Consider the following 22,444-nt stretch of genomic DNA (forward strand, 5'->3'; position numbering starts at 1 on the left):
ATGAAACTGCAAGACCTCGACATCATCGTCACTGCACCACCCGCGCCAGGCTGGGGTGGGCGCTATTGGATTTTGGTGAAAGTCACCACCGATACCGGGATCACCGGGTGGGGCGAATGCTATGCGTCCTCGGTCGGCCCCGAGGCGATGCAGCACGTGATCCGCGATGTGTTTGAACGGCATATGCTGGGCGAAAACCCCGAGAATATCGAGCTGATGTTCCGGCGCACCTACTCCAGCGGCTTCACCCAGCGCCCCGACCTGACCGTCATGGGCGCGTTTTCGGGGCTTGAGATCGCCTGCTGGGACATTTTGGGCAAGGATCGCGACCGCCCGGTCTATGCCCTGCTGGGCGGACTGATGAGCGAACGCATCCGCGCGTATACTTACCTCTACCCCCTGCCGCAGCATAACCTGACCGATTTCTGGACCTCACCTCAACAGGCCGGAGAATGCGCTGCCGAGATGGTGCGGCGCGGGTTCACGGCGGTGAAATTCGACCCCGCAGGCCCCTACACCATTCGTGGCGGGCATATGCCGGCGATGTCCGATATCTCGATGTCGGTCGCGTTCTGCAAAGCGATCCGCGAAGCGGTGGGCGACAAGGCCGATCTGCTGTTCGGCACCCATGGCCAGTTCAACACGGCGGGCGCGATCCGGCTGGGTCAGGCTTTGGAGCCGTATTCCCCGTTGTGGTTCGAAGAACCCACCCCGCCGGACATGATTGAGGACATGGCCCGGGTCGCCCGCAATGTCCGCATCCCCGTCGCCACCGGAGAACGCATGACCACCAAGGCCGAATTCGGGGCCGTCCTGCGCGCAGGGGCCGCCGAGATTCTGCAACCCGCGTTGGGTCGCGCAGGCGGCATATGGGAGATGAAGAAGGTCTCCGCCATGGCCGAAGTGTTCAACGCGCAGATGGCCCCACATCTTTACGCAGGGCCGGTCGAGTGGGCCGCCAATATCCACCTTGCCGCGTCGATCCCGAACCTTCTGCTGCTGGAAACCATCGAAACCCCCTTCCACGACGCCCTGATCAAAGGCACTCTGCGCGTGGACGACGGCTTTGTGATCGCCCCAACCGCGCCCGGTCTGGGGATCGAGGTGGATGAAGATCTGGCCCGCGCGCATCCCTACACCGGCGATGGCCTGCACCTGCAAATGCAGGAAGAGCCCTGCGACTATGTCAACGGTAACGCCTTTCAGGGCGGCGCGCCCGCAACCGAGGGGTGACAAGCAAACCCAATTTGGGGCATATTGCGCCAACCCCATCACAAAACAGGCCGCGCGTGACCACCACAGCCAAAGACACCACAAGCGCACATCCTGAAGCTCCGGCAGACATGCAGGAAAACGCCGCACGGGCTGCGGCCTTTCTAAAGACGCTGGCGCACGAGGGGCGGCTGATGATCCTGTGCCATCTGGGCGAAGGCGAAAAATCGGTCAGTGAGCTTGAGGACCTGCTGCAAATCCGGCAGGCCGCCGTCAGCCAGATGCTGGCCCGCCTGCGTCAGGAGCGGATGGTCTCGACCCGAAGGGATGGCAAAACGATCTATTACTCGCTGCAGGACGGCAACACGGCGCAGGTCATCGGGCTGCTGTATGACCTGTTCTGCAAGCTGGACAATTAGTTCGAGACGTAACCCGCAATCACCTGCAACAGCTTGAACGCAGTTGCGGCGTCGTTTTCGACCACGGCCAGGAATTCTTCCTCACCGATCCGCAGACAGGACAGTTCGGTCTCGGCGATCATGCTGAGCGCACGAGGTTCTTTGCGGATCAGACCCAGTTCCCCAACCAGAGCACCCGGTCCGACCTTTGTGATCAACTGATCCGGGCCTTCCATCTGCGGCAGGTACAGCCCGGCCTCGCCCTCCAGCACCACATAGGCGCCGTCGGTGGGCTGGTCGTCTTTCAGGAACACGACCTCACCTGGCTGGGCATCGTACCAGCGCGCACCAAAAGCCAGCAGGCGCAGCTGTCTGCGGTCGAGACCGGAAAACAGCGGTGTCTGCTCCAACGCGCGCAGCTTGCGTGCCAGATCGGCCGAGGCGGCGCTGTCCTCTTCCACCGTGACATCTCCTTCGTCCGACACCACCCGACCCTGCCTGATTTCGACAAAATTGTCGAATTTGTCCGGGTTTTCAAAATGGTCGTTCAGATAGATAACGGTCGTATCCGGCAGCAACTCGCGCAGGTTTTTATAGACGGCGACCTGAGTTGCCATGTCATAGCTGGCCAGCGCGTTTTCCAGGATCAGGATGTCCGGCTTCTTGATCGTCGCGCGGGTAAAGGCCAGCGGCTCGGCGAAAACGGCAGGAAGGTTCTGACCACCGATCGCGACAGGTACGTCAAATATCAGCTCGACCACCAGCGGACGCGCGCCGTTTTCGTCCAACACATCGACGATCAGCTTGCGCGCCTCGTCCGAGCGACCGCCGCCAATCTGGCTAACCTTGCCGAAAAGCGCGTTTTCCATAACCGTCAGGCCGGGAGCGAAGGCATCTCTATGCAGCGGTAAAAAGACATCCTGCAACCGCTCCAACAGTTTTTCAGAATGACTATGGCGCAGTTCCAGAATGCGGTTTTTGAGTTCATCCGTGAAAGCAGGTCCGATCTGCTCGGCCGAGATCACGAACGGCACCGCCAAAAGGTTCGCCAGCTTTTCGTCATCCAGCCCCGACACGCCCTCGCTCCGGGTTTTCTCGACAAGCTCAAGCGCAGTCTCATAGGTTTTGGCTTCCAGACCAAGCTTGCGGAACAACGGATGGTCTGTTCCATCCAGACCAAAGATCTGGCGCAGCATCTCGATCACGTCCTGAGTCAGGCTGACCAGCGTTTTGTCCAGCCCCAACTCGCGCAGCTGGCCAAGGAATACGGTCTGGCGGGCCAGAAGCTCTTGCGTGACAGGAACCCGAGGGGTGGCAAACAGCAGGTTTTCCGCAACCGGCAAAGCCGAATTATACGTGCACCAGTCGAAAACCAGCGCCTGCTGCCCCAGTCCGGCCTTTTGCATCGCCTGTTGCACGAGCGGGCGCAGCTCGACCAGTTTCTGCGCCAGTTCCGGGTGTTCGACAGCGTCGAAAACCTGATCCGACCCGCGCTGGAACAAAGCGGCACCCGATCCCATGCCGTCGATCAGATGCAGCCACCAATCGCGCAACGCCTCGGGGCTGTCCAATCCGGCCAAGGACGGGTCCAGCCAGTCCGCCTTGTATGGATCGGCGCTGTTGCCCGCGCGCTGTGTTTCGGCAAAATCGGGGTCGTCGATCTGAGTTGTCAGCGGCCTCTGACGCATGGGCATCATGACGTTGTCGCCCAACGTGCCCTGAAACAGGACCGGGCGCGACGAGGCATAACCGATGCGCGCGGCCACAATACCTTGGTGCAGGGTCGCCAGATTTTCGCCACCCACTTCCACCCGGCCCGAACTGGGCAGGATTTCCCGCGTCAGCAGCTCGGCCACGGCGCGCCTGTCTTCTTCGCTGGGGGCGGCGATACCAATGGTTTGCCCGCCTGCAAAGGTGAGGTTCAGATCATCCAGCACCTGATTGCCGTCCATATCCCGGACCGAAACCCGATCCAGTACGATATCGCCGTTCAGGTGCGGGCAGGATTCGGGCTCACCCTCGAACAGCTTTTCATCCGGCATCCCCGGCGGCGCAAAACGTTCGATCACCACGTCCCACCGCAGCGACATATCCTGCGTCTGATTGTAATAGGTCAGCAGCTCTTTCCACGGCGAGCTCAGGTCTTTATACGCCGCCAGCGCCGCCACCAGCGCCCCCAACGAAACTGAACCCTGTAGCACCAAAATGCCGCCGACCAGATAAAACATGAAGGGCGTCAGTTGAGAGATGAAGTTGTTGATGAACTTCATGAAGAATTTCTTCTGGTAAATCTCGAAGCGGATCGTGAACAGCCGCCCCAGCTGATCCGAAATCATCGCCCGGCGATAGCGCCAGCCGCCATTGCCCCGCAGGGTCGAGGCCCCCGCGGCGTTTTCACCAATCTGTGCGGCCAGAACGCGGACTTCCTGAATGCGTTTTTTGTTCAGCAGGTTGATCTGACGCTGCAGCTTGGGGATCAGCCAGGCCTGCAGCGGGATCAGCGCCACAGCGGCAAGCCCGAACCAGACGCTTTGCAGGAACAGGAAGGAGAGGATCGTGATCATCTGACCGGCCTGCAACACCGGCTGGCTGATCGCGTCACCCATCAAACCGCCCATCGGCTCGCTTTCGGCGGTGATCATCGACACCATCTCGCCTTGGCTGACCCGCTCGAAATAGGGCTGGGGAAACCGCAGAGCGCGGTTGATCAGCTGATACCGGAACCGGCGCAGCATCCGTTCGCTCAGCACGCCTTTCATGGTGTTGATACGCATCTTCATCAGGCCATGCGCCAGCACCGCCACCAGAAATGCACCGCAAAGGAGGATCAGAAATGTTGTCTGCGGCAGTTCATATCCTAGGACATCGACCACCGGGCTGGCTGCACCGATCGCATCGTTGATGATGCGCTTGGGCAGTTCCAGCGTGAGGTACAACAACGGAAACAGCGTAGAGGTCACGGCCAGCAGAACCAGCTGGTCGCGTTTGGAGTACTTCCAAATAAACCGGAAAATTGAACGTTCTATGGAACCTGCCCCTGTTCTGGATCACCGATCCTGAAGAAAGTGCCGCAAATCAAACACACTGAATTTACAGCAATCGTGGCATGTGACGCAAATAGTTTCCAGTTTGACCATATTTCTGCCGTGTGTGAACAAGTTCATTTGCGCCGCAACGGTTTAGCCCCTAAGCTTCGCTTCAGGACGATATCGGGAGGAACAATTTGACTGCCAGCATAGGCGCAGTACTGTTGATGCTCTGCTTATTGCAGATCAAACACATGTTTGCGGACTATTACCTCCAGACCCCGAAAATGTTGTCCGGGCGCAGTGAGTATTTTCACTGGGGGCGTGCGCAGCATGCCGGCGTGCATGTTGTTGGATCAGTCATTGTCTTTCTGCTGTTCGGGGCGCCGTGGTCATTTATCCTGATCATTGCCGCCCTGGAATGGATCGTGCATTTCAATATCGACTTTGCCAAAGCCGCCTATTCGGACAAGAGACAGCTGTCACCGACGCAGGCCGCGTTCTGGCGGGCAGCCGGGCTGGACCAGTTCATGCACAACCTGACCTATATCGCGATGGTCTGGGCCTGGGTGAGTTTCGCCGCCTGATCAAACCTAACCCTGCGGCGAATTCCCCGACCGGCTAGCCCAGAACCGAAAAACTGCTTTCTTCGTTGATCGGGCGTTTGCGGGAATAGAAGCCAACGTCGATCATCCGCTTTATATAGGGCAGTTCGAATTGCAGCGGTTGGGCATCGTGATCTGCACCGCCCTCACAATAGTCGATCAGGGCCGCCATCATCTTGCCCGCGATCGGCGCATTCTTGTACTGGTTCCCGCTGGTGCCGCAGGCCATGTAGAACCCCGGCAGACTGGATTTGTCATAGATCGGAATCCAGTCGGTCGACGCATCATACAGATCGACCACCCCACGCGTCTTGGACGGGATACCCAGGCTGGGCACTCGCTGAGCATAACGCATCGCCTGCGTCGTCCACTGGTCGGTGAAGTCGTGATTGTAGTGCACGTCGTCCTCGCACCACTGATGCGGATCGCATTCCGGATCTTCCGAACCGACCAGAATGTGGTTGCCATGCTCGGGGCGACAATAGCAGGCGATATCGCTGTCCGATACGATGGTGCCGTTGTTTTCGAAATCGAACCCTTCGGGCGCGGGGACGTGCACCACCTCCTGCCGCAGGGGGCGGGTTTCGATGGTCATGTCATCCAACACACCCGCCATCTTGTTGATGATCGCCGAGCCCGGCCCGGCTACGTTCACCACCACTTTGGCGCGAAGCTCCTCGCCCGAGGCCAGTTTGACCCCGGCCACACGGCCGCCGTCGGTCAGGATTTCAATCACCTCAGCACCGGTGCGCACTTCAGCTCCGTGCTGTTTGGCCGCGTCCATTAGGTTCTGCGCCGACAAGGCCGGATCGGTGACATACCCCGCCTGCGGCCAATACACACCGCCCTTCATCTTGCGCCCGTTCGGCTGGCCGAACTCCGGGTCGTCCATGCGACGCGCGGGCGCGAAGCTGTCCAGCGAATAGATTGGCAGGCGCTCGGTGATTTGCTCGGGCGACCATTCCTCGAACGGACAATCCAGATCGGCACTGTTCTTCATGTGCTTTTCGAGCATCCCGTTGGCATCTGTTTTCATCACCAAAGTGCCGGTCTCTCGGAACTGCGCCAGATTGGCGTCTGCAGGCAGGCCCAGATACTCGGCCCAGTCGCGCCAATAGTGATACCCCTCCCACGCAAAAGCGGTGCCATCGAAGGTCGAGTAGTGCATCCGAATGATGGCGCAGGACCCCGCGGTCGAGCCATGGCCCACCTGTGAATTGCGATCCAGCGACAGGGTTTTCCATCCGGCCTTTGCCATCTCGAACGCGATGGCGGCTCCGATGACACCAGTGCCGATGATGATTGCGTCTGGTTGGCTCATGAAAGATCTCCTTTCCAGCAGCGCAGGGAATATGCGCTGAATTCCTCAACTTCTTCAGGTTTTGGTTCGACGCCGGTGAACGCGTACAGGTAATGCGGCACCATCGAAATCCGCGTTTCTATCGGCTCGTTCAGTTGCGCCAGATCGTATCCGATCTGCATGTAGTACAGAACGCGCGCGCGGGTTTCCGCTTCGATCTCGGAATAGCCATAACGCGCGAACATGGCGTGCAGAGCCTCAAGCCGTCGGGCGTCCGACTGATCCAGCGCACGTCGCACCTTGCCCGACTTGCGCGCCCAGTCCCGCACGGCAAAATCCAGCGCCGTATCGAACAGATCGGTATTCACCACGCAGCGATGCACATTGCAGACCGCAGCCGTGATGGTGTCTGCCGGAGCCTCAGCCTGCGCAACCAATCCGGCTGTATTCGTGGCTTGCCAGCGGGACAGCAAAGCGTCCAGCAACTCCTGCCGAGACTTGAAGTACCAGTAGAAGGAGGATCTCGAGACCGCCATCCGTTCGGCCAGACTCAGCACCTTGATCTGGTCCACCCCGTCCGAGATCAGCACGTCCATCGCCACGTTTAGCCAATCGTCACGCGTGACCTTGACGTTGCCGACCAGAGGTTCAGCCTTGGGGTCGTCCCTGTGCAGGATCGGTTTGGTATTCATTCAACTCTCCGGCGGCGCGCCGCCCTCGGCAGTGCGTCGCGCGATGAAGTCTTGTAGGGCACCCAGTCGGTCACTGTCACCGGTAGGCGGTTTGAAGCCGTTCAGGATGTCCTTCCAAACGCCGGTTGCGCGATGGTTGGCATCGACCGACCCGCGCTCGGTCCAAGTGCCAAAATTGGCATAATCGTGAACGTGCGGCTGATAGAATTCGGTGTTGTAACGCTCCATCGTCTGGCTGGTGGCAAAGAAATGTCCGCTGGGTTCAACCTCGCGCAGGGCGGTATCGAAACCGATCTCGGCGGTCCCGGCCTGAGCCCCGTGGCACAGCTCGGCGACCATGTTCAGCACCTCGGCGTCACAGATCATTTTTTCGAACGACACCGTCAGCCCGCCTTCGAGCCACCCAGCCGAGTGGATGATCACCGTCGCCCCGGCCATCAGACAGCCCCAGAGGCCAAACTGGTTTTCGTTGGCCGCCTGGACGTCGTTGATGTTCGATGCCGACCCGGCAGCGGATCGCCACGGCAGCCCCAGATGCCGCGCCAATTGGCCCGCCGCCAGAGACGCCTGAAAATGCGAGGGCGTCCCGAAGGCAGGCGCGCCCGATTTCATGTCGACATTGCTGGTAAAGGTTCCGTAGCAAACCGGTGCACCGGGGTTAGTCAATTGGGTCAGTGTCAACGCGGCCAATGCCTCGGCATGGGACAGCGTGATCGCGCCGGCCACGGTGATCGGTGCCATAGCCCCCATCAGGGTAAAGGGCGTGATGATCGACATCTGACCGTGGAGTGCAAAATCGATCAGACCCTGCGCCATGGGGATGTCCAGCGTCCGCGGGCTGTTGGTGTTGATGATTGTGTAGCAATGCGCGTTGCCGCGGAACTCGTCATCCGACAGGCCGCGCGCGGTGGACAGCATCTCAAAGCAATCCATCACCTGCGGCGTCCCGCGTGAGTAGAAGAACGGGAACTTGTCCGTGAGTTCCATCTGAGCCTTCGTGGTGAAATAGTGGCGCAGATGGGTCGGCACGTCTTGTGGCTCGACCTGAGGCGAAATCATCTGGAACACGTCGAAATGATGCGTGAGTTTCAGGAAGTCCAGATAATCCTGCCCGTTTGCAGGGCGTCGACCCCGTTCCAGATCGGTCGCGTTTGGCGCCCCTGCACCCGGCTGGAACACAAGGCTGCCCAGTTCCAGCGTGAAGTCGCGATGGCGCGCTCCTGCTTGGCAGGCTATCGACTTCGGTGCCGATGCAACGGCCGCTTCGACCATGTCGCGCCCGATGAAAACCATCTCGGTGCTTTCATCCACGCGGGCGCCAGCCGCGGCAAAAATCCGGCGGGCTTCGGGCAACAGGACCTTTACCCCCAACTCCTCAAGCGTGCGCAGGGAGGTTTCGTGCATGTCCGCGATCTGATCGGCCGGGAACACTTCCATCTGCGGAAAGGGATTCCTGAGCTGGCGATAGTTCACGTCGCGCGTGGGTGGAGGCGCGGCCTCGGCCCCGCGCCCACGCCGTCGTCTGCTGCGTTCTGAGGTTTGTGAGATCATCTTCAGCCCCTCATCGCCTTGCCCTGCGGGTCGTATGGCGAGGGCGCAATCACCCGCGCGGGCCGTTCAACGCCAACCACATGCACGGTCAATTCGGTACCCGGCTCGGCCTTGTCCTGGTTGACCAGAGCCATCGCCAGCGACTTGCCGGTGTAATGCCCGTAGCCGCCCGAGGTCACAAAGCCCACACGGTCTTCACCCGACCAGATCGGCTCATACCCGCTGGCATCCGCGTCCAGCGCATCCACCTCAAGCGTCACCTGAACCTGCGCGGGGCCGTTGCCGTCTCGTTCAGACACGGCTGCGTCCTTGCCGACAAAGTCCTTGTCCCAGTCGATCCAGCGATCCATTCCGGTCATCCCCGGTGTGTAGAGCTGGGTGAACTCCGCCGACCAGATGCCAAAGCTCTTTTCCAATCGGGTCGAGAGCATCGCATTGAAGCCACATTCGCGGATACCCTCGTCAGCCCCCGCTTCCAACAGCATACGACGCAACTTGATATGGTCGCCATATCGACAGTTGATCTCGTAGCCCTTTTCGCCGGTCACCGACATGCGCGCGACGCGAGCACGCACCAGACCGATATCGAAATCGCCACACCCCATGAATTTGAGGTCCGAGATATCCTGTTCCGCCAGCTTCTCGACCACCGCCTGGGATTTCGGACCGACCACGGCAAAGCCGCAAAATTCTTCACCCAAGTCACGGATATCGACACCGTCGATCATGTGGTCATCAAACCACCGCATATGCCAGGCGCGCAGATAGTAGCTGCCCATGATCCACCACGTGCCGTCGCCCCAGTTGAGCACGGTCAGATCACCCTTGAGTCGTCCGTTTTCACCCAGCATCGGGGCCAGCTTGGCACGCCCCGGTGCGGGCAGTTTCGAGGCCATGACCTTATCCAGCCAAACCTCGGCATTCGGGCCGCTGACCTCGAACCGCGAAAAGCCCGAGATATCCAGCAGGCCTACGCCTTCGCGGATCACCTTGCATTCCTCGGCCACGATGTCATGCGCGTTCGAACGCTTGAGCGTCGGCGTTTCCTCGAACCCTTTCGGCGCGAAGTAAAGCGGCACCTCCAAATCCCAGCTGACACCCCATTTGCACCCGGCCTCGGTCATTGCGTCATGCGCCGGAGCCATTTTCAGCGGACGGCCCGCAGGCAGTTGCTCATTCGGATAGGTCATCACGAAACGGCGCGAATAGAACTGGCCCGTCGTTTCACGGATATAGCGTTTGTTCTGCGCGAAGTCGCCATAGCGCGCCACATCCATTGGCCACGCATCTGCCTCGGGCTCGCCATGGATCATCCACTCGGCCAAGGTCTTGCCCACGCCGCCACCCTGCAGGAAACCAGCCATAACCGCGCAAGCGGACCAATAGCCGGGTTTGCCGGGCACTGGACCCACCAGAGGGTTGCCGTCGGGCGAGAACGTAAACGCGCCGTTCACCCAAGTCTTGATGCCCACATTCTGGATCGAGGGGTAACGTTCAAAGCCCAGCGTCAGTTCATTCTCGATCCGGTCGAGTTGTTCTTGAAACAGCTCCTCGCCGTAATTCCAAGGCGCGCCGTCCATCGCCCAATGCTCGTGGTCGACCTCATAGATGCCAACCAGAACGCCCTTCTGATCCTGCCGCATATAGGTGAAGCCTTCGAGGTCCACGGTCATCGGCATCTCGAAATCAGCCTCGGCCACCTCGGGCACGGTGTCGGTGATCAGATAGTGGTGCTTCAGCGGCGAAACCGGCAGTTCGATCCCTGCCATGCGACCCACCTGCTTGGCCCAGAGACCTGCTGCGTTGACCACATGCTCACAAGTGATCGTGCCGCGATCGGTCACCACCTGCCAGCCATCTGCGGTCTGGATCAGTTCCTCGACCTTGGTTTCCTCATAGTATTCGGCACCGCGTTTCTTGGCCGCCGTGGCGTAGGCCTGCACCGTGCCAGTCGTGTCGATGTAACCTTCGCGATCGGCCCACATAGCGCCCAGCACGCCGTCGGTCGACATGATCGGACACCGGCGCTGCGCCTCTTCCGGGGACAGCAGCTCACAATCGTCAATGCCGATGGATTGGAAGATACGGTAGTTGGCCTGCAGCCATTCCCAGCGCTCGGGCGTACCGGCCAACGTCAGCCCCCCGGTCATGTGTAGGCCGATGTTCTGGCCGGACTCTTTTTCAATCTCACTCAGCAAGTCGATGGTATAGGACTGCAGGGATGCCATGTTCGGGTCGGCGTTCAACGCGTGGACACCTCCGGCCGCATGCCAGGACGATCCCGATGCCAACCGGCGCCGTTCGAGCATCACCACATCTGACCAGCCGAACTTGGCCAAGTGATACAGAACCGAGGCGCCCACAACGCCGCCCCCGATGACCACAACGCGATACTGAGATTTCATCCCGCCCTCCCCTGCATGGCTTGGAGTGGACGCTAGACGTACTGTTCACATCTGTCTAGACATTTCTGTACAGTTCAGGCGACACGCGGTCGGCAAGCGGAAATCACCGGTTTAAAGTTGAGCGCTAGGGCGCACGCCGATCTTTTCGTGCCACGCCAACGTGGCCGAATTCCCCTCTGGAATCCGTCGCTTGATCACGCGGGCAAAGTCGACAAAGACAAAGGCTGTGATATCGGCCAGAGTGAATTCCGGCCCGGCGAGATAGGGGCTTTCCGCTAGCCGCGTTTCCAGCAGATCGAAGAAATGTCCAACCCGCGCTGCGCCCCTTTGGGCCAATTCGGGAATCTGCGCGTGATTCTCGGGGCCCGGAACCGCTCTGTCAGCAAAGGCGGGATGGGTGTTGCGCAGAACCTCGGCAATCGGCACGCCGCCCTGTTGTTCGACAATGCTGTTCCACATCAGGACCAACCCCTTTTCATCCGGGGTGCGCCCCATTAGCGGCGACTCGGGAAATCGCGCTTCGAGATACACAGCGATACCAAGGTTTTCTGCCAAAACCGTGCCTTCATCGGTGACTAGAACCGGAAGGGTCGCGTTTGGATTGACCGCCTTGAAGGCTTCGCTGAACTGTTCCCCTTTGGCGATTGAGATGTCGCGAGTTTCGATCTGCAGCCCTTTTTCCGCGATGAACATGCGGGCCCGGCGCGGGTTCGGGGCAGTGGAGCAATCGTAAAACAGCATGGGAAACCCTCTGGGTCAGCGGCAATAGATGAAGCAGCGCCCCTCAACGGCATCAGGCGGCAAGGGCAGTTCGGTCAGCGTATCGAAATACATCCGGTCGCTGGAGACCATCAGCCCGCCCTCGGCCAGCAGTGGTTCGATCAGCGGCGAAACGAGCCGGGCAAAGGCATCATTCTTTTCCCGGTTATGACCGCCAAGGTCGGCATGAATCAGGCTGGCGGTCGCCCCAAAACGTTCCAACGCAGCGGGCAGCGTCTCGCGCACGTCACCCAGAATCACGCGATCTTCCGGCGGCGTCGAATCCGGGTGCGAGGCCACTGCACGTTCGAACACATAGACAGGGCGGTTCTTCACGTATTGCACCATATGATGATAGGTGCGCCCGTTGCCCAGCCCCAACTCGAACACTGGCCCTGCCATGCCACGGGTCTCGGCAATGGCGAAATCCAGACAGGCGCGTTGCGACACCATGCGGTCAATGAACAGATCCAGTCGGCTTTGATCGTCGGACACGGGGAAATCTCTCCTTGATATCAGTCGACTTGTCAGAAGGTGCCGACAGGGCATGTGATGACAAATCCTCAAGACTTTGTGTAGGTAAATTGGTGCCGGTTTCACAATTTAGCGACATTTCACCCCAAGAACGGGTTTGACTAGCCAGCACCAACCGCGCGAAACTGCGACAAAAAACACGGGGAGTTGATCAAGCGAATGCCGACCTACGGCCCAACGGGTGGAACACCCGCATGACCGCGTTGTTGTCCGTCCGCGATCTGAGCATCGGATTTGGCGCGGGTGAGCCCGTTGTCAAAGGCGTCAATTTTGATGTCGAAGCCGGTCAGACGCTGGCTTTGGTGGGAGAGTCCGGATCGGGCAAGACGATCTCGTGCCGGGCGGCGTTGCGGATTTTGCCGCGCACGGCCCAGATTCGCAGCGGCACGATTATCCTGAACGATTCCAAAGGCACCGAGGATCTGACCCGGATCAGCGAAAAGCAGATGCGCAGGATTCGCGGCAACCGGATATCGATGATCTTTCAGGAACCGATGCGATCCCTGTCGCCCCTGCACAAGATCGGCAATCAGGTCAGCGAAGTTCTGTGGCTGCATCGCGGCGCGTCCGAGGCGCAGGCCCGCAAAGAGGTTCTGACCCAGTTCGAACGTGTGGGCTTTCCCGAACCCCAGCGAGCCTATGATTCCTACCCGTTTGAATTGTCCGGCGGGATGCGTCAGCGCGCCATGATTGCGATGGCCATGGTGGCCAAGCCCGAACTTCTGATTGCGGATGAGCCGACCACCGCGCTTGACGTAACGACACAAGCGCAAGTTTTGGGCCTGATCAAAGAGCTACAGCGCGAAACCGGGATGGCGCTGATCCTTGTCACGCACGATCTGGGCGTGGTTGCCAATATGGCCGAACAAGTCGTTGTCATGCACAAGGGCCGCGTGATGGAGGCCGGTGCCGCAGCCCCGATTCTGACCGCGCCCGCGCATCCCTATACGCAGCAGCTTTTCAACGCCGCACCCGAGATTCCGGACGAGGAGTCCGTCGGCATCCCCATGCCCGGCGAGGACCTGATCCTGCAGATGAAAGGCGTGTCAAAAACCTATACCATGCGCTCCAGCAAGGGTTGGCAGGGTGACAAGCTGATCTATGCCTGCCAAGGCGTCGACCTGAATCTTGCGCGCGGCAAGACATTGGCCGTCGTAGGTGAAAGCGGTTCGGGCAAGACCACGGCAGCCCGCATCGCTTTGGGTGCCGAACCGCCGGATCCCGGTGGTGAAGTGCTGTTTCGGACCTCACCAGACGCAGACCCGATCACTGTCCACCACATGACCCGCGCCCAGCGCACCGCCTTTCAACGCAAGGCGCAGATGGTGTTTCAGGATCCCTATAGCTCACTCAGCCCCCGGATGCGTATTCAGGATGCGATGACCGAGCCGCTGGAGATTCACAATATCGGCACAACGTCCGAGCAGCGGGACAAAGCGGCCGAGATGCTGCAACGGGTCGGTTTGAACGCCGACATGCTGAAACGCTATCCTCACGCCTTTTCCGGCGGACAACGTCAGCGCCTGTCGATCGCACGCGCCATGATGCTGGACCCGCAACTGATCGTCTGTGACGAACCGACCTCTGCGCTGGATGTCTCGGTTCAGGAACAGATTCTGACGCTGCTGGAAAACCTGCAGGACAGCCTGAACCTGTCCTATTTCTTCATCTCGCACGACCTTGCCGTCGTGGCCCGCATCGCCGACGAGGTCGCCGTGATGCGCCGGGGGCTAGTGGTCGAACAGGCCCCGCCCGAAACCCTTTTCTACAATCCCCGCCACCCCTACACCAAGGCGCTGATTGCCGCTCAGCCAGAACCTGACATCAACCGACCCATCGACCTGAAATTGGTTGCTTTGGGCGCAGGTTCACCAGACAGTTGGGATGACGCCTTCCGATTTACCGACTCCGTGATACCTTCACTGGTAGAGATGGAGCCCGGCCATAAGGTAAGATGCCATGTTTAAGACCACTCGCCCCCTGTTTCTGGCCGCCACGTTGGCCGCCGCATGGATGCTGCCTGCCACGGCAGACACCCCCACCCCACTGGAAGGGGAATTCTGGGCCACCGAAGTAAAGGCCGGGCATATGCCCCCCGTTCAGGACCGCCTTCCCGATGAACCTCTGGTGGTTGATCTGGCCGCCAAAGGGCGCGAGTTCGGGACACCCGGCGGCACGCTGCGCACCATGGTCACCCGGTCCAAGGACATCCGCCAAATGGTTGTCTATGGTTATGCCCGACTGGTGGGGTTCAACGAGAATTACGAACTAGTACCGGACCTGCTGGAATCGTTCGAAAGCGACGGCAACCGCAAATTCACGCTGCATCTGCGTGAAGGGCATAAATGGTCGGACGGATCACCCTTCACCTCCGAGGATTTCCGCTATTGGTGGGAGGACGTGGCGAACAACGAACTTCTCAGCCCCTCGGGCCCGCCGGACTTTCTGATCGTCGAGGGCAAGCTACCCACCGTATCCTTCCCCGACGAAACCACCGTTGTTTATGAATGGGAAGACCCGAACCCCGACTTCCTGCAATCGCTGGCGCAGGCGCGTCCACCCTTCATTTACCGGCCCGCCGCGTTTCTGAAGAAATACCACGAGCAATACGCCAACACTGAAGAGCTTGCTTTTCTGGTCAGCGATGCGCGCGTCAAGAGCTGGGCGGCACTGCATAACAAGCTGGACAACCTCTACAAATATGACAACCACGAACTGCCGACGCTGCAACCCTGGTTGAACGCCAGTTCGGGCAAGAAAATCCGGCACAATTTCGTTCGCAACCCCTATTACCACCGCATCGACAGCAACGGCGTGCAGCTGCCCTATATCGACGTGGTCGAGATGGAGATCGTTGCCCCCGGTCTGGTCGCAGCCAAGGCCAATGCTGGTGAAACCGACCTGCAGGGGCGCGGGCTGGCATTTCGCGATGCCTCGATCCTGAAAAAGGGCGAAGAGGTCGGGAACTACAAAACACGGCTGTGGAAGACTGGTGTTGCCTCGCAGATTGCGATCTATCCGAACCTGAACTTTGCAGATGAAGGCTGGCGCGAGGTTCTGCGCGATGTCCGCGTGCGCCGCGCCCTATCGTTGGCCATTGACCGCGATACGATCAACCAGGCGCTCTATTTCAAACTGGCGCAACCCGGCGCGATGTCGGTTTTGCCCGCGTCCCCGTTCTATAGCGAGGAAAACGCACAGGCTTGGGCTCAATTCGATATCGAACAGGCCAACGCCCTGCTAGATGAGGCCGGTCTGACCGAGCGCAACAGGAACGGCATCCGCCTGCTGCCGGATGGCCGCCCGATGGAACTGATCGTCGAAACCGCTGGTGAGCGGCAAGAGGTCGAGAACGCACTGCAGATTGTCACCGACACATGGCGCGAGATCGGCGTGAATCTGGTGATGCGCCCGCTGGACCGGGACATTCTGCGCAACCGTGTGTTTGCCGGCAACACCATGGCCTCGGTCTGGTTCGGCTGGGATGATGGTATCCCGCAGACCCATACCTCACCCGCCTATCTGGCACCGACGGATCAGGTGTTTCTGGCCTGGCCGAAATGGGGTCAGTATTACCAGACCAGCGGCGACGTGGGCGAAGCGCCCGACATGCCCGAGGCCGAACGGCTGATGCAACTTGCCCGTGACTGGGAGGTTGCCACCACCGATGATGAGCGTAAGGCCGTCTGGACCGAGATGCTGGACATCCATGCCGACCAACTTTTCGCGATCGGCATCCTGAATGGTGCGCCGCAGCCCGTCGTAGTCTCGAACCGTCTGCGGAATGTGCCGGAACAGGCCATGTGGGCGTGGGAACCGGGCGCGCATTTCGGCATTCACCGGCCGGACGAATTCTTCTTCGCCGACTGAGCAGGAGCAGCTAAATGGTTATGCTGCGCTATGCAGTCTATCGCTTTTTCACGATGCTGCTGACGCTGCTGGTGGTGTCGGTTCTGATCTTCGTGATCATCAACCTGCCGCCGGGCGACTACCTCAGCAATCAGATTGCGGAATTGCAGGCCTCGGGTCAGTCGGCCGGTGTGGCCAAGGCCGAGTTCCTACGCACCGAATACGCGCTGGACCGCCCGGTCTGGGAGCAATACCTGATCTGGATGGGTTTTTGGCCCGGCCCCCACGGGTTCGAAGGTCTGCTGCAAGGCAATTATGGCTGGTCGTTCGAATTCGACCGCCCCGTGGCCGAGATCGTAGGCGATACGCTCTGGCTGACCGTGGTGGTCAATCTGGCCGCCATCCTGTTTGTCTACGCCGTTGCGCTGCCGCTGGGCGTTATCGCGGCGGCACGGTCGCGGACATGGATCGACTATACCTCGGCCTTTGTGGGGTATCTTGGGCTGGCCACGCCAAACTTTCTGTTGGCGCTGATCCTGTTCTATTACGGCCACCGCTATTTCAACCTGCCCATCGGCGGCCTGATGGACCCGGTTTACGAAGGCCTGCCGATGAGTTGGGACAAGTTCAAATCCATCCTTGTCCACCTGATCGTTCCGACCTTTGTGATCGGCACGTCGGGCGCCTCGGCGATGATGCAACGTCTGCGCGCCAATATGCTGGATGAGCTGGGAAAACCTTATGTGGAAACCGCTATCGCCAAGGGCATGGCCCCGTCGCGGATGCTGACGAAATACCCACTGCGCGTGGCCTTCAACCCGTTCGTGGCCGATATCGGCAACCTGCTGCCCTCGATGGTGTCGGGTTCGGTTCTGGTCTCGGTGGTTCTGGGGCTGCAAACCATCGGCCCCACCCTGCTGACGGCGCTGAAAACGCAGGATCAGTTCCTGTCCGCCTTCATCCTGATGTTCGTCGCCCTGCTGACCCTGATCGGCACCATGATCTCTGACATTCTGCTGGTCATGCTTGACCCGCGCATCCGGTACGAGGGGCGTGAAGCATGACCCAACGCCCTGACGGTCGCTATGTCGACGACGCCCCCTTTGATCCCGAAGCGTCCCTGCAACAGCTTGAGCGCGCCGATCTGGACGCGCCCAACTGGGTGCTGGTCTGGCGCAAATTCAAGACCCACAAGCTGGGCCTGATCTCGGGCATCTTCCTGCTGCTGTGCTACCTGATGCTGCCCTTTGCGGGGTTCATCGCGCCTTATGGGCCGAATGAACGGAACGGAGAGCACCTCTATGCCCCGCCGCAAAGCATCAGCTGGTTCCACGAGGGCGATTTCATCGGCCCCCACGTCTATCCAATTGTGGCCGAGGCCGATCTAGAAACCTTCCAGTGGAAATTCGTGCCCGACCTAGAGGACCCCCGTCCGATCAGGTTCTTCTGTGAAGGGGCTGAATACAAACTCGCCGGTCTGATCAGATCGGACACCCACCTGTTCTGCGCGCCCGAAGGGGCGACGCTGTTCCTGTGGGGCTCGGATCGTCTGGGCCGGGACGTATTCAGCCGCATCCTCTACGGCGCACAACTGTCGCTGACCGTGGGCCTGATCGGCATCACCGTGTCCTTTGTTCTGGGCATCTTCTTCGGCTCGATGGCCGGGTACTTCGGCGGCAAGATCGACTGGGTCATCAACCGCGTGATCGAAGTTCTGCGTTCACTGCCGGAACTGCCCTTGTGGCTGGCCCTTTCCGCTGCGGTACCGTCGAACTGGAGCCCAGTCGCGGTGTTCTTCATCATCTCGATCATCCTTGGCATCCTCGACTGGCCCGGCCTCGCCCGCTCCGTGCGCGCCAAATTCCTGTCGCTGCGCGAAGAGGAATACGTCCGCGCGGCCGAGATGATGGGCGCAAGCTCGGGCCGGGTGATCCGCAAGCACCTGCTGCCGAACTTCATGTCTCACCTGATTGCGTCGGCCACCTTGTCGATCCCTGCGATGATCCTTGGGGAAACCGCGCTCAGCTTCCTAGGTCTGGGCCTGCGGGCCCCGGCGGTCAGCTGGGGTGTGATGCTGAACGACGCGCAGAACCTCGCTTCGATCGAGATCTACCCGTGGACGGCGATCCCGATGCTGCCAATCATCGTTGTTGTACTGGCCTTCAACTTCCTCGGTGATGGTCTGCGCGACAGTCTGGACCCCTATCAGCAATGAGCCTGTTCTCTGCCCTCCCCGCCGCTGACAGCTATAAGACGACAGGCAAAGGTGCGCGGCCCAGCGCGTTTGCGGTATCGGAACTGGCCACGGCCAGCTTTGCCGCCGTTGGTCAGGAACTGGCACGTATCGTGGCTGCTCTGAACCTTGCACCCACCTCGCCCGAGATTTCGGTCGACCACCGGCTAGCCTCGCTCTGGTACGGGTTTTCATTCAAGCCGGACGGGTGGGAAATGCCCAGCCTCTGGGATGCCGTGGCGGGGGATTATCAAGCCTTAGACGGCTGGATCAGGCTGCACACCAATCTGCCGCGCCACAAGGCGGCAGCGCTAAAGGTTCTTGGGGTTCCGGGCAATCGGGACGCCCTAGCGCAAGCCCTGAAAGAGTGGTCAATCGCCGATCTGGAAACCGCGATTGTGGCCGAGGGCGGCGTTGCCGCTGCCATGCGCAGCCGCGCCGAATGGCTAGAACATCCGCAGGGGCGTTCTGTGTCCCGCGACCCGCTGATCGGCTGGCAGAACCCAAGACACATCACGCTGCGCGACCGCCCACAGGCCACCGCAAGCCGTCCATTGGCGGGCCTGCGCGTTCTGGACCTAACACGTGTACTGGCTGGCCCGGTCTCGACCCGAACGTTGGCGGGTTTCGGGGCAGAAGTTCTGCGGATCGACCCACCCGGATGGGACGAACCCGGTGTCATCCCCGATATCTCTTTGGGCAAAAACTGCGCCTATCTGGACCTGAAATCACCCGACGGCCTGACAAAATTGCAGGACCTGTTGGCGCAGGCGGATGTCTTCGTCCACGGCTATCGGCCCGGCGCGCTGGATGCGCTTGGCCTGACCAAGATCAAACGCGATGAATTGGCCCCGAACCGGGTCGAGGTCACACTGAACGCCTATGGCTGGCAGGGTCCGTGGTCCACGCGGCGCGGCTTTGACAGCCTCGTACAGATGAGCGCCGGGATCGCGGACGCGGGCCGCTCATGGGCCAAGGCCGACAAGCCAACCCCCCTGCCGGTTCAGGCGCTGGATCATGCGACGGGCTACCTGATGGCCGCGGCCGTCTTGTCCGCACTGGCCGAGGCGGCCTCCGGCAACTCCATCATGCTGGCCCAACTGTCGCTGGCCCGCACGGCAGAACTGCTGGCCGCACTGGCAAAATCGGAAACCCAAGGTGACATTACCGGCGCTTCAGCCTCTGACTATTTGCAACAGCCCGAAGAGTCCGGCTGGGGAACGGGCCATCGCCTGAAACCCGCGTTGACCGTTGGGGCCGCGCAGATGTCCTGGCCCCTGCCCGCCGCGAAGCTGGGTACATCTCAACCGATCTGGCAGTCGCTGTCCGCCTGACACAACCGCCGCGCGGAACGCGCGGCTTGGCCCAACGCTTTGGACGTCGTCACGTCAGAGACGCATTCCAAAGGGGCGGGAGCCGCCCCTAGCGGTCATCCCCTCCGGGTCCGATATCGTCCAGATAGTCCTCATCAATCGCGGCCTGTACCGCACCGGTTACCGCTTCACGCTGTTTCGGAGACAAGTCTTCAGGGTCCTTCCCCTCGGCCAGACGCACGGTGACTTCGCGGTGCGCGAACTTGATGCCTTCGCGCGCGAACAGTTCGCGGATTTCCTGATAGACTTTCTTGCGCACCAGCCACTGATCGCCTGGCTTGGTCATGAACTTGACCCGGATGATCATCGCCGAATCCTGCATCTCGATCACACCCTGCGACTTAAGCGGCTGAATGAAATTCTCACCGATCACCGGATCGCTCAGCAACTCCTGCCCCAGCTTCTTGATCAGCTTCCGCACCTTCTCGACATCCGTGTCATAGGTCACGCGCAGCGGCAGCTTCATGATCACCCAGTCGCGGGAGTAGTTGGTCAGCACCTTGATCTCACCAAACGGGATCGTATTGAGTGCGCCCAGATGGTGCCGCAACTGGAACGACCGGACCGAGATCTTCTCGACCGTCCCCTTCACATCGCCAATGTCGATATATTCCCCTTTTCGGAACGCATCATCCAAAAGGAAGAACGCCCCCGAAAAGATATCGCGGACCAGAGTTTGCGAGCCAAAGCCCACGGCCAGGCCGACCACGCCCGCACCCGCGAACAGTGGGCTGACATTGATGCCCAGCTCCATCAGCACGATCAGAACGATGGTAACAACGACCACGGCCAGGATCGCCCCCCGGAACAGCGGCAGCAGCGTGGCCAGACGGCTCTGCCCGCCTTCCCCGCCTTCATCACCCAATTCCGCCTCTTCGCCGCCATCGTCGACCTCCTCGGCGATTTTCGTGTCGATCCAGATGCGGAAAAAGTGGAACAGAATATAGCCGATGAACAGGATGACCATCACGTCCAAAGCCCGGCCAACCGGCAAATCCTCACTCCAGCTGGCTTCGGGATTCCAGATCACGACCAAGGCATAGAGGCCAACCACAAAGGCCAGAATGCCCGCCACGCGCCGGGCCAGATCTTCATAAGTCAGCATGCTGTGCTTACGCACCTCGGCCTCGACGGTTTCCACCGGCTCGTTGGCCTCTTCCGAGGTACCGTCCTCGGCGTTCATTTCCTCCATCTGGCGGTTGCGGTCGAAGTAACGCTCAAGCAGGTAATTCATCGCCCCATAGGCCACGACCACCGACATGAAGATCGCATAGCTGCTGGCCACGATCGGCAGCGAGTTCTCGTTCTCCAGCACCAGATCGACCGCCAGCTTGAACCAGCTGAACACGATATAGACGATCAGAACGGGTGCCCATGCAAAGGAAATGAATCGCACAATCCACGACACCGCGTCCGCAGCGCGCCCGCCGCGGATGGCATTGGAAATAGCCCGCGCGTTGAACAGGATCATCAACACGTTGCCCAGCGCACCAAACATGGTCAGCCCGCCATAAACCATGGCATAGACATTGTAGTTCAGCCCGAAGTCAGCAACCCAGGTTGAGAACAGCACCACCGAAATGTCATAAGTTGCCAGCGCCGAGGCCCAGAAATACAGCCGTTTTGCGTCCCGGTCGGAAAAGGGCGGCAGGCGGTACTGGCTCAAGTAGGGCGACAGGACCATGCGCCACAGATCGGACACCGTGCGCGACAGGAAAAAGGCTGTGAATATTGCTGTGACCGTGAACTGGATCGAGATGTCCTCGGCCTCGCCAAAGAATAGGTACCCTACGATCAGAGCCATGAGCATAGCAAAGACCGTGGCGCCAATCCCCATGAAGAACCGGAACACCAAAAACGGCATCTTTTCCCGGTAGCCCTGCGGGTTTTCCTTGGACCGCGCCACAACCAGCTTTTTGGCCATGCGCTTGCCGTAGATCTCGGTGGACAGCCAACGTCCCAGCAGCAAAAGCAGAACATTCAGCAGCAGGACCTCGACATAGGTCTGAATGCGGCCATCGGGGCTGGTCTGGCGTAGAATGTACTGCACTTCGAAGATCGAATAGGGCAAGGCCTGCAGGCGCGATTCCATGGACTCGCGGAATTTCGAGAACCTCTCCTGCGCCTTCATCAGCTGAGAGCCTTCGCCCATCGGATCATGGGGTTCATCGGCTGAAGTATTGGCACTGCCCGAGGACACGATCTGCCCTGCACTATCGATGACAATCACGCTGGCGCCGGCCTCGGTCGCGGCGCGTATGGCTGCGGCCAGATCACCTTCGGCGCTTGTGTCCGCTTCGGAGCTGGAACCCGAACTGTATCCCGGGATCAAAGACGTCTGCGCCGCCGCTCCGGTGACAAAGGCCGCTGTAAATGCCCAGATCAACAGGGCCATCCCAGCAATTAGTTTAAGTTTCATCGAGTTATTCGTCCAATCCGCGTGATGCACCACAGGTTATCGAAGCGCTTGAGTGTATTCAAATATTCAGCCTTACACCTCCCAAGAT

16 protein-coding genes are annotated in these 22,444 nt (G+C 60.1%); 8 read left to right on the forward strand and 8 right to left on the reverse strand.

From position 1 onward, the window contains the following. Entirely contained in the window at positions 1 to 1,233 is a 1,233-nt protein-coding gene (locus ACR0KW_RS07810) for a mandelate racemase/muconate lactonizing enzyme family protein (RefSeq protein WP_480804483.1), read from the forward strand. A 110-nt stretch (positions 1,234 to 1,343) separates the two neighbouring features. Then, entirely contained in the window at positions 1,344 to 1,631 is a 288-nt protein-coding gene (locus tag ACR0KW_RS07815; protein ID WP_480804722.1) for an ArsR/SmtB family transcription factor, read from the forward strand. Here the strand turns inward: ACR0KW_RS07815 and ACR0KW_RS07820 are convergent. Beyond that, positions 1,628 to 4,624 (reverse strand): ABC transporter transmembrane domain-containing protein, encoded by a 2,997-nt coding sequence (locus ACR0KW_RS07820; RefSeq protein WP_480804723.1) that lies wholly within the window; start codon positions 4,622 to 4,624, stop codon positions 1,628 to 1,630. The two genes, ACR0KW_RS07815 and ACR0KW_RS07820, sit on opposite strands and share 4 nt — an antisense overlap. Before the next feature lie 209 nt (positions 4,625 to 4,833). On the opposite strand from ACR0KW_RS07820, the gene ACR0KW_RS07825 reads away from it, so the two are divergent. Then, on the forward strand, positions 4,834 to 5,223 hold the full coding sequence (locus ACR0KW_RS07825; protein ID WP_170326999.1) for a DUF3307 domain-containing protein: 390 nt from the start codon (positions 4,834 to 4,836) through the stop codon (positions 5,221 to 5,223). Between the two features lie 34 nt (positions 5,224 to 5,257). Here the strand turns inward: ACR0KW_RS07825 and ACR0KW_RS07830 are convergent, their stop codons facing one another. The 6 genes from ACR0KW_RS07830 to ACR0KW_RS07855 all read right to left on the reverse strand — a co-directional run bounded on the left by ACR0KW_RS07830 (position 5,258) and on the right by ACR0KW_RS07855 (position 12,443). Next, complete coding sequence (locus ACR0KW_RS07830) at positions 5,258 to 6,562, reverse strand: NAD(P)/FAD-dependent oxidoreductase (protein ID WP_480804484.1); 1,305 nt, start codon at positions 6,560 to 6,562, stop codon at positions 5,258 to 5,260. After that, a complete protein-coding gene (locus tag ACR0KW_RS07835) occupies positions 6,559 to 7,233 on the reverse strand; it encodes a TetR/AcrR family transcriptional regulator (RefSeq protein WP_170545087.1) in 675 nt (224 codons plus the stop codon). The genes ACR0KW_RS07830 and ACR0KW_RS07835 overlap by 4 nt, the downstream gene beginning before the upstream one ends. Next, complete coding sequence (locus ACR0KW_RS07840; RefSeq protein ID WP_480804485.1) at positions 7,234 to 8,784, reverse strand: trimethylamine methyltransferase family protein; 1,551 nt, start codon at positions 8,782 to 8,784, stop codon at positions 7,234 to 7,236. A gap of 2 nt (positions 8,785 to 8,786) precedes the next feature. Next, positions 8,787 to 11,189, reverse strand: a complete 2,403-nt coding sequence (locus tag ACR0KW_RS07845) for a GcvT family protein (RefSeq protein WP_480804486.1) — start codon at positions 11,187 to 11,189, stop codon at positions 8,787 to 8,789. A gap of 111 nt (positions 11,190 to 11,300) precedes the next feature. Then, a complete protein-coding gene (locus tag ACR0KW_RS07850) occupies positions 11,301 to 11,930 on the reverse strand; it encodes a glutathione S-transferase family protein (RefSeq protein ID WP_480804487.1) in 630 nt (209 codons plus the stop codon). 15 nt (positions 11,931 to 11,945) lie between these two features. Then, the gene (locus ACR0KW_RS07855; protein ID WP_480804488.1) at positions 11,946 to 12,443 is read right to left on the reverse strand and encodes a class I SAM-dependent methyltransferase; all 498 of its coding nucleotides are present in this window, start codon (positions 12,441 to 12,443) and stop codon (positions 11,946 to 11,948) included. Positions 12,444 to 12,676: 233 nt separating this feature from the next. Here ACR0KW_RS07855 and ACR0KW_RS07860 point away from each other — a divergent pair, with 233 nt between their 5' ends. The 5 genes from ACR0KW_RS07860 to ACR0KW_RS07880 are packed head-to-tail and all read left to right on the forward strand — an operon-like array spanning position 12,677 to position 19,898. After that, positions 12,677 to 14,449 carry an ABC transporter ATP-binding protein gene (locus tag ACR0KW_RS07860; RefSeq protein WP_480804489.1) on the forward strand — a complete coding sequence of 591 codons (1,773 nt, stop codon included), beginning with the start codon at positions 12,677 to 12,679 and terminating at the stop codon, positions 14,447 to 14,449. Then, a complete protein-coding gene (locus ACR0KW_RS07865) occupies positions 14,442 to 16,352 on the forward strand; it encodes an ABC transporter substrate-binding protein (RefSeq protein ID WP_480804490.1) in 1,911 nt (636 codons plus the stop codon). Before ACR0KW_RS07860 ends, ACR0KW_RS07865 begins: the two co-directional genes overlap by 8 nt. Positions 16,353 to 16,366: 14 nt before the next feature. Then, positions 16,367 to 17,395: an ABC transporter permease gene (locus ACR0KW_RS07870; RefSeq protein WP_480804491.1), complete on the forward strand. Its 1,029-nt coding sequence runs from the start codon at positions 16,367 to 16,369 to the stop codon at positions 17,393 to 17,395. Then, entirely contained in the window at positions 17,392 to 18,546 is a 1,155-nt protein-coding gene (locus ACR0KW_RS07875) for an ABC transporter permease (protein ID WP_170327009.1), read from the forward strand. Before ACR0KW_RS07870 ends, ACR0KW_RS07875 begins: the two co-directional genes overlap by 4 nt. Further along, positions 18,543 to 19,898 carry a CoA transferase gene (locus tag ACR0KW_RS07880; RefSeq protein ID WP_480804492.1) on the forward strand — a complete coding sequence of 452 codons (1,356 nt, stop codon included), beginning with the start codon at positions 18,543 to 18,545 and terminating at the stop codon, positions 19,896 to 19,898. Before ACR0KW_RS07875 ends, ACR0KW_RS07880 begins: the two co-directional genes overlap by 4 nt. 88 nt (positions 19,899 to 19,986) lie before the next feature. Here the strand turns inward: ACR0KW_RS07880 and ACR0KW_RS07885 are convergent, their stop codons facing one another. After that, a complete protein-coding gene (locus ACR0KW_RS07885; protein ID WP_480804493.1) occupies positions 19,987 to 22,356 on the reverse strand; it encodes a mechanosensitive ion channel domain-containing protein in 2,370 nt (789 codons plus the stop codon). Between the last annotated feature and the right edge of the window lie 88 nt (positions 22,357 to 22,444).

It is taken from the genome of Ruegeria sp. CG11 (genome assembly GCF_056537245.1).

What these genes read in the sequence shown, in the direction of transcription:
- ACR0KW_RS07875 (WP_170327009.1), top strand. Translation starts at nt 17,392, where the DNA reads ATGACCCAACGCCCTGACGGTCGCTATGTCGACGACGCCCCCTTTGAT.
- ACR0KW_RS07850 (WP_480804487.1), bottom strand. Translation starts at nt 11,930, where the DNA reads ATGCTGTTTTACGATTGCTCCACTGCCCCGAACCCGCGCCGGGCCCGC.
- ACR0KW_RS07885 (WP_480804493.1), bottom strand. Translation starts at nt 22,356, where the DNA reads ATGAAACTTAAACTAATTGCTGGGATGGCCCTGTTGATCTGGGCATTT.
- ACR0KW_RS07860 (WP_480804489.1), top strand. Translation starts at nt 12,677, where the DNA reads ATGACCGCGTTGTTGTCCGTCCGCGATCTGAGCATCGGATTTGGCGCG.
- ACR0KW_RS07810 (WP_480804483.1), top strand. Translation starts at nt 1, where the DNA reads ATGAAACTGCAAGACCTCGACATCATCGTCACTGCACCACCCGCGCCA.
- ACR0KW_RS07865 (WP_480804490.1), top strand. Translation starts at nt 14,442, where the DNA reads ATGTTTAAGACCACTCGCCCCCTGTTTCTGGCCGCCACGTTGGCCGCC.
- ACR0KW_RS07870 (WP_480804491.1), top strand. Translation starts at nt 16,367, where the DNA reads ATGGTTATGCTGCGCTATGCAGTCTATCGCTTTTTCACGATGCTGCTG.
- ACR0KW_RS07815 (WP_480804722.1), top strand. Translation starts at nt 1,344, where the DNA reads ATGCAGGAAAACGCCGCACGGGCTGCGGCCTTTCTAAAGACGCTGGCG.
- ACR0KW_RS07830 (WP_480804484.1), bottom strand. Translation starts at nt 6,562, where the DNA reads ATGAGCCAACCAGACGCAATCATCATCGGCACTGGTGTCATCGGAGCC.
- ACR0KW_RS07845 (WP_480804486.1), bottom strand. Translation starts at nt 11,189, where the DNA reads ATGAAATCTCAGTATCGCGTTGTGGTCATCGGGGGCGGCGTTGTGGGC.
- ACR0KW_RS07880 (WP_480804492.1), top strand. Translation starts at nt 18,543, where the DNA reads ATGAGCCTGTTCTCTGCCCTCCCCGCCGCTGACAGCTATAAGACGACA.
- ACR0KW_RS07840 (WP_480804485.1), bottom strand. Translation starts at nt 8,784, where the DNA reads ATGATCTCACAAACCTCAGAACGCAGCAGACGACGGCGTGGGCGCGGG.
- ACR0KW_RS07835 (WP_170545087.1), bottom strand. Translation starts at nt 7,233, where the DNA reads ATGAATACCAAACCGATCCTGCACAGGGACGACCCCAAGGCTGAACCT.